General features: G+C 49.0%; 6 protein-coding genes. 2 read left to right on the top strand and 4 right to left on the bottom strand.

The annotated features are described in order from the left end of the window. Positions 1 to 483: hypothetical protein (locus tag L0156_29845; GenBank protein ID MCI0607207.1), on the top strand; the 483-nt coding region annotated here is incomplete at its 5' end. On the opposite strand, the gene L0156_29840 is transcribed toward L0156_29845, so the two are convergent. Next, positions 480 to 659: a hypothetical protein gene (locus tag L0156_29840; protein ID MCI0607206.1), complete on the bottom strand. Its 180-nt coding sequence runs from the start codon at positions 657 to 659 to the stop codon at positions 480 to 482. The two genes, L0156_29845 and L0156_29840, sit on opposite strands and share 4 nt — an antisense overlap. 156 nt (positions 660 to 815) lie before the next feature. Between L0156_29840 and L0156_29835 the strand changes: the two genes are divergently transcribed. After that, positions 816 to 1892 (top strand): AI-2E family transporter, encoded by a 1077-nt coding sequence (locus L0156_29835; GenBank protein MCI0607205.1) that lies wholly within the window; start codon positions 816 to 818, stop codon positions 1890 to 1892. Here the strand turns inward: L0156_29835 and ligD are convergent. The 3 genes from ligD to L0156_29820 all read right to left on the bottom strand — a co-directional run. Next, positions 1889 to 3496 carry a non-homologous end-joining DNA ligase gene (ligD, locus tag L0156_29830; protein MCI0607204.1) on the bottom strand — a complete coding sequence of 536 codons (1608 nt, stop codon included), beginning with the start codon at positions 3494 to 3496 and terminating at the stop codon, positions 1889 to 1891. The genes L0156_29835 and ligD overlap by 4 nt on opposite strands. Further along, complete coding sequence (locus L0156_29825; protein MCI0607203.1) at positions 3493 to 5568, bottom strand: hypothetical protein; 2076 nt, start codon at positions 5566 to 5568, stop codon at positions 3493 to 3495. Before L0156_29825 ends, ligD begins: the two co-directional genes overlap by 4 nt. 74 nt (positions 5569 to 5642) lie before the next feature. Beyond that, the coding region (locus tag L0156_29820; protein MCI0607202.1) for a S8 family serine peptidase at positions 5643 to 7620 on the bottom strand (1978 nt) is incomplete at its 5' end.

The following is a 7620-nucleotide window of genomic DNA, read 5'->3' as shown; positions in this document are numbered from 1 at the left end:
GTGACCTCAGCAGCTATTCCTTCTACACAATTAGAGACAATGGCGGTTGATTCGGAAGGAAACGCCTGGGTGGGCACACGCTCCGCTGTGAAGCGATACCGTAACGGTCAATTTGAGGATGTGCTCAAAACCTTTGCGCAGGCAATGAGGGCAGACCACAAAGGCGCTCTGTGGATCGGTTCTGGCCATGAAGTCATGAGATGGCAAAACGGCGCGACACAAGTGTTCCTCCTTCCGCCACCGCCTGCGAACGTTCGAATGAGGCCACCGATCACCAGCATTCTTCCCACAAAATCTGAAAGACTTTACGTAGGGACTCAACTCGGACTATTCGCCCTCTCCGGCAAGCAATTTCAGAAGGTTTCGGACGCTGAGATTCTTGCGCTGCTTGAAGATAGCAAAGGCAATGTCTGGATGGGAATTTCGGACGGACTCAAACGGATGACACAGGGAAAGACTTTCGATGTCCCGTTACCGCGCTAATCGCGGATGACCCTTACCTTTTCCGGAATCGGCACATGAGTTCCATCGATAAATACAAGAGCTTCTTCATCAAAAAAGGCATTCTCGAGACCCAGATCATTGACCCGGTCCAGGAACTCCTGGATTTCCATTCGTTCCTCCGGCGTTAAATCCTGTTCATTCCATTCGAATTTCAATATCCCTCCTTTCGGAGTGTAAGAAGGGGGATTGGGAGATGATGGGGATGAGGAGATAATTTTTAATCTCCATATCTCCGATATCTCCTCATCCCCCTTCTTACACGCAGTTCTAGTATAAAGGAAAAAACGGGGCAAACCGAGTAGAATAACCCCATGGAAAGCGGCCGCAACCTGCCGATCTATATCATCGCTTTTACTGCCTTTAGCGTGCTTTGTTATTTTGGCGCAACGGTGATGGTCACGATCGTGCTGGCAATTCTCGTTGCCTATTTGCTGGATCCTGTTGCGAATTTATTGCGACGAATACACATTCCGCGAAGTATTGCAATCTTCTTTTCCATGTTTGTTGCCACAGTCCTTCTGGCTGCGATCGTGATTCTTTTTATCGATCGGGCGCAGGCATTTTCCGATAACCTTCCACGCTACCGGTCCAAAATTCAGCGGGTCACAGGAAACATCAGCAAAAGACTTCTGGCTCTGGAAAAAAAGTCGGAGGACTTCAGCAAGGTGATTTTTCCAAGAACCAGCAGAACCGAACCGAAACCGATGCTGGTGGAGCAATACTCCGGCTGGGGTGACTATTTTCGGATCGGTTTCAGCGGTTATCTGGTTCAAATCAGTTTTTTTCCCTTTCTTGTTTATTTTTTGCTGATAGAAAAAGATTCCATCAGGCTTTTTGTCACCGATCTCATCCGGGGCCGTTCCATAAGTTTGACGGACAGTATGGTCGAATCGACGGCCTCGCGAATTGTCAGTGAAGTGAATAACAGAATTCGTGGATTCGTAGTTGGTTATCTGGTCAGCACCATTGTACTTTTCGCTTTCGCCTGGCTGATCTTTCTGGCCTTTCAAGTGGAAGAAGCTCTCATCTGGGCGTTCGTGTTTGCGTTGATGAATATTCTTCCCTTTTTAGGAGCCATTTTTTCTGTGATTCCTCCGCTGATCATTGCAATTTTGCAATTCACTTCGATTCAGAAGACTTTGTTACTGGTCGGCATCTGCCTGGGATTTCATCTCGTTTATGCAAACTGGCTGATACCGCGAACGACCGGACGAAGGACAGCGCTTTCTCCGCTTGTTGTTTTAATCGCCATGATGTACTGGGGATTCTTATGGGGCGCAATCGGAATTTTTCTGGCAATTCCCCTGACCGCTTCTCTGCGCTCCATCTGGAATCAGTACCGCAACCTTCCGTTGCTCGATCAGCGAAAGAAAGCGAAACCTGCTTAGGAAGCGGGACGATTACTGATCCACTGAGCATCGTTATCGGAAGCGATCTTTTTCATGGATCTTCCGGTCAGAACGGATTGATCATCCTTTTTTACTCCAATCGGTTTTAAACGCTCCCCTTTCTTCAGCAACAACCAGTGATCTTTGTCACCTTCTCTCATCTTCGTTTTTACGAGAACCCACTCCCCTTTCAGTTTTTCACCGTGCAGATAAACGTGTAACTTCCCTTCGTAATAGGCTTTGATGGGGTCCTGTTCCATCGTTGTGTAGGTTCCGATGTCCCAAACCATCACCGTTCCCGCGCCGTAGTTGCCTGAGGGAATGATCCCTTCGAATTTTGCGTAATTCATCGGATGATCCTCAACGTGAACGGCCAACCTTTTATCATTCAGCTCCGTTGGAAGACCGTTAGGCACGGCCCAGGACCGCAAAACGCCATCCATTTCCAGCCGGAAGTCGTAATGGAGGCGGCGGGCAGCATGCTTTTGAATCACAAACATCGGCTCCTTCTTCCCTCTTTTCACTTTGCCTTTCCCTGGAGCAGGCTCTTTTGTCTTTGTGAAATCTCTTTTTGCTTCGTAAGCTTTCAAGCTCCGATCCCCCTGTAGCGCGGACCTCCGGCCGGCGCTGTTTCGCAGGCGGGACGCCCGCGCTACTTTGCTTTGAACGACTTTTTGTTTCGGGGCCTGAAACTTTCGCGGGATCTTCTGTTTTATTGTCAGTACCGGTTCAAAAAGATCTCCCATTTTTTTTACGCGTTGAAGCGCCTCAGCCGGTTCAAAATAGAGTTGGTCCGCATCCGCTTTCTTTATAGCGGCGCTCAGTTCTTTCCAGTTGACCGGCATAGAAATACTCGGAATTTCACGGCTTGCTCGCAGTGAATAAACAGAGGCTGTCGTTTTATGCTCTGCGTTTTGACTCCAATCAATAAAAACTCTCCCGGTCCGGACCAGTTTCGACATTGTGGAAACGATTCGATCCGGATGCTGATTGGCCAGCATCAGAGCTATCACTTCCGCAAACCCCCGCGTGGTTTCAAAATCGGTTGGTGTATTCAAAGGCACGTAAACTTGAACGCCTTTCGAGCCGGAAGTCTTTGCGAAACTTTCCAGGTTGAGCGAATCCAACACTTCCTTGATCAGGAATGCAACCTCCGCAGATTCCAGAATGCCGGCGGGTGGTCCCGGATCCAGATCGAAAACCATCATGGTGGGCGCTGTAAATTTTGGCGCTCTCGAAAGCACAGTATGCAGTTCCAGATTCGCCATGTTCGATGACCAGACCAGAGTGGGCAAATCATTCACGAGAATATGGCGATTCGGTTCATTACCCGTGTTGCGGCCAAAGTAGGTTGTTTTGATCCAGTTTGGTGTATGCGACGGAGCATTTTTTTCGTAAAAAAAATTCCCGTGTATTCCATCCGGATATCGCTTCATCGTTAATGGCCGGTTCTTCAAATGCGGAAGAAGGGCGGGAGAAATCTTGATGTAATAGTCGATCACTTCTCCCTTAGTGAATCCCGTTTCGGGATACATTACTTTGTCTAAGTTCGATACAGAAATCGTGCGCCCGGCAATTTCTAACTTTCCTTCTGTCATCTTCATATAGCCTGGCGGACAAAATCCAGAATCTCCTGATTTACATATTCGGGTGGAGTAATTTCGAACAGAGGTTTCTTTTGCCAGATACCGGGCGGAATTCCTTCCCACGCTGGAGACTCAGATCGTGGAGTGATCACGATGCATGCGTCCGCGCGCTCCAGAAACTTTTTCGCGGAGGCTTTGAAATCGGCTGTGGCATAATCGAGCACCACCAGATATAAATCTGGTTTCAAAAATTCCAGAATGCTATTGCTTTCCAGAATCGAATGAGGCTGCTCCTTTAGAATGTCCTGAATAGCGGGAAAAGCCTCTGACAACATTCCCTGTTTGGTTCGGACCCAGAGGGAACGCTGCGCGCCGGCTGCCAGAAACCGGCACGTGTCTCCGCGTCCCATTGGATTTTTCTCTTCAAGAATCGCAAAACGGTGCTCCTCAGCGGCGCAATGACAGGACCGGCCGTTTCGGGAGCAGATCCCATGTCCGTACTGTGTAATCTTTATGGCGGTCCAGTTCAAATCCTGCGTGGCTTTGATGATCCCGGCCATAACGGAAGTCTTGCCGATGTTTCTGGAATGACCGCCCACCACTATTTTCATCCTTTCTATTTTAGGTCGTGGAATGAGAATCGTCACCTCATCATTTTCAAAAACGCTTTCAAACTGCTCGCCCAGAGCCACTTTCGACAAACTGCGCTCCTCCAATCCCCAAAAAATGTAGCGGATTCGATTCTTGATCAGAAACTCAATTTCAGGCTTCTGAAAAAAGCTCACTACTTCTGATCTTTTCCTCCCAATTTCAGGAGTTAACGACGAATGCCCCAGATAAGAGGCAAATCCTGAAAAACCGGGAATCAAGTTTCCTGTTACAAAACCGCTTAACACAACGCCATCTTTTTCCTCGTGATTCGCCAGCCATCGAAACGCCTGTGCGTAAGCCGAGCTCACATAGAAAGGCATCTGCCGCGGTCGTAGCTCATCTATGAGTTTTTTAGTGAGCCAAAGGTTGCTGAATGAAAAGAGAACGATCCACAAGAATAAAATTGCTGGCTTTCGGACCCTCTCCAACCCGAACGCTCCCAGTATTGCAAGTGGAAATTGGATACCGGCAATCAAACGCCTCTGGAAGGGGAAAGGCAAATATGCCATCACAAATTGAACCAGGATCCAGACACTTAAGAAGTACAACAGGGTTTTTTGATCAGACCGCTGACGCAACACACTGATCCCAACAACCGCAAGGATGAATAAAGGAAAAAAAGCAGAAATGTACGAATAGACCGGCGGCGAACCCATCAGGTTTTGCGCAGAGCCCCATCCGGAAAACGCCGGGGTAGTTTTTAGATGCTGATAGTACAAAAAAGGTGCGAGTGAAATTCCTGCTGTAATGACGAGCACAATCATCTGTGTTTTCCGGTTCTTTAGGATCCACAAATTCGCCATGCAAACACCGATCAGAATTACAGCTTCGAACGGATGTTCCCACCACAGCAGCAATAAACAGATAAAATAAAGCGCCGGAGCTCCTGCGTAAAAAGCCGCAATGCCGGCCCACAAGAAAAGCAACGAGTAAAGAAAGTGCGGAGACTCCCCAAGAGAAACAAACAAAATGGCCTCAGGGATATCCACATCAGCGGAAGGAATCCAGTGCCTCACCAAAAAGCCGGCTCCGGAAGTAAATACAAGCAGCAGAAAAGCACGGATCACCAAATTCGAATCCAAATCGTATCGCCGGATCATCGGAAAAAGCAAAACCAGCAAAAGGAAACCGCAAAAAATTCGCAGTATGTGAAAAACAACACTGTTGGAAAGAGAAGTGAAACGGAAAGGCTGTGACAGCAGAAAATAGACCGGTCTTACGAAATCTCCGCCTTGCAATTCAGCAGTGAATTTGTTTTGCAAAAAAAAATGTCCCCGGCGGCTTTGATCGATCCAGGAAAGATGCGTGCTGTAATCCGACGCATTGATGCTGCGAATGCCGGTGTACATACGATCTTCGGTTTGATGAAAGCATCCATAAAGGTACCAGAGTGAGGAGCCAAATATTGCGAGCGTGATCAGAAATGCGCGAAGTCTCATAGTGAGGTGGTGCGGGTGTCGCACCCGCATGATTAACTTAGCACGAATTCACTATGCTTCCTGATCCTTCGGCCTCACTCCAGTTTTAAATCGAACCGTGCTTCGCGCGATTTGCCGTTTTGATGTTCCACGACAAGCTTGATGATCCAGGCCGGTGATCCTTGAAATTCACTGGCCGCAATTGTTCCGATGACGTTCGCTCTCGTGGCTTGCGCATGATCCGGTGCGATCCGTTTCCATTGCGCAGGATTTGCTCCCGCTCCTATCTCCAGCCAGTAACGCTTCATCGTATCGGCGTCCGCTGTGCCCTGCACTTGCAACGATTGCGTGCCTCCCTCCGCTATCACGTTGACTCCCGATATTTCCGCTGTGATGAAGAAGTTCGGATCCGCTTGCAATGCTGCCGATGCATTGAGCAGTCCGTATCCGGTCAGTTGATCAAGACCTGGAACGTTGATATCACGCGAGGATTGCAACAACATTCGTTCCACCTGCTCATTCGTAAGATTCGGATAAGCGCTCAGAATCAACGACGCAGCTCCTGCCACAATCGGCGCAGCAAACGAGGTTCCGCTCGCGCGGTAGTACCTTTTGTCCTGTCCAACGTAAGCTTCTCCCGCTGCGTATCTAACCTCCGGAATATCTCGCATTAAATCCGTCGATCGCGCTCGTAGACTCAAGATGTCGTTTCCGGGCGCCGTTATATCTATCCCTGCTCCCCAATTCGAATATCCAGCCGGCTTATCTGCAAAATCGCTTGCCGCTACCGCCAGTACGTGATTTGATCCGGCAGGGCCAAAATCATTGATATCTGCTCCTTCATTTCCCGCTGCAACTACTACAAGCACTCCCCGCTTGTGAGCCTGATCAATCGCCATCTGTTCGATCCGTGTCAATTTCTTTCCGCCAACACTGATGTTGATGATCCGCGCTCCATTCTCTGCTGCATAAAGAATCGCTTCTGCCAGATAAGATGCCCGCGTGTGACCAAACGCGTTTAATGCCTTCAGCACCATGATTTCCGCGTAAGGATTCATCCCGCTAATTCCGATTCCATTCCCTTTGGTCGCTGCAATCACTCCTGCTACAAACGTTCCATGACCGTCATCATCCCATGGCAAATTATTCTTACCGATGAAATTCCATCCGATTACATCATCTATGTATCCATTGTTATCATCATCTTTTCCGTTATCCGCAACCTCTCTGCTGTTCTTCCAGATCTGATCCCACGAAATATCTTGATGGTTCCAGTCCAATCCCGTATCAATCACTGCTACAACCACAGGCTTTGGCTGTTTCAACAAAGCCCATGGAGAATTTGCATCCGCCGTCAGTCCGATTCGCTTGATCGCCCATTGATCGTCATACTGCTGCTTCCACGAACCTTTCGATGAATAGTAAGGATCGTCCGCTTGCTTATCTCTGCAGTAATTCGTTTCTGAAAACAAAACATCCGTTGTATCTTTCACCCAGTCGGCCACCTGCAACTCCGCGCTTTTTGGATACGTCAGCGTAACCATCTGCGCCGTATCGCGCACCACAAATGTTTGCGATACGTATTTCCGAAGCATTGCTGGCACCCTTCTTTCAAGATAGGAAAGCATCGGCGCCTCCTTCAGCGCGATGTTCTTACTTTCCATCGGAGTTAAATCCACTTCCTTCAACACCCCTGTCATTTCCCCTTGCACTGCTCCCGGAGGTTGTGGGCCGGACGAAGTCACTGTCAATGTGCCGTCTTCACTCGTTACTCCTTGAATCGGATCCGCATCATGTTTTGTCGTTTCATCTTTCTTGTTGCCGGCAATCGGCAAGGCCGGCGGCGCTGCGCTGAACTTTACCAGTGCTCCTTTCAAATTCCGCACTATCGTTTTGCCTGCTTCCAGAACTTTCGCTGTTGCTTTGATTGTTAAGTCCGGCGGTGGCTCAGGCTCTGGTTCATCGCGCGGATCATCCGGTTCCGGTTCATCACGCGGATCATCGGGCGTGGGAACATCCCCTGGATCCTCAGGCGTTGGCGTATCGCTTGGATCTTCCGGCGTGGGGGTGTCT

Source organism: bacterium, from assembly GCA_022616075.1.
Taxonomy (GTDB): domain Bacteria; phylum Acidobacteriota; class HRBIN11; order JAKEFK01; family JAKEFK01; genus JAKEFK01.
The sequence above is the reverse complement of the archived record's forward strand: the minus strand, read 5'-3'. Positions and strand labels throughout refer to the sequence as shown.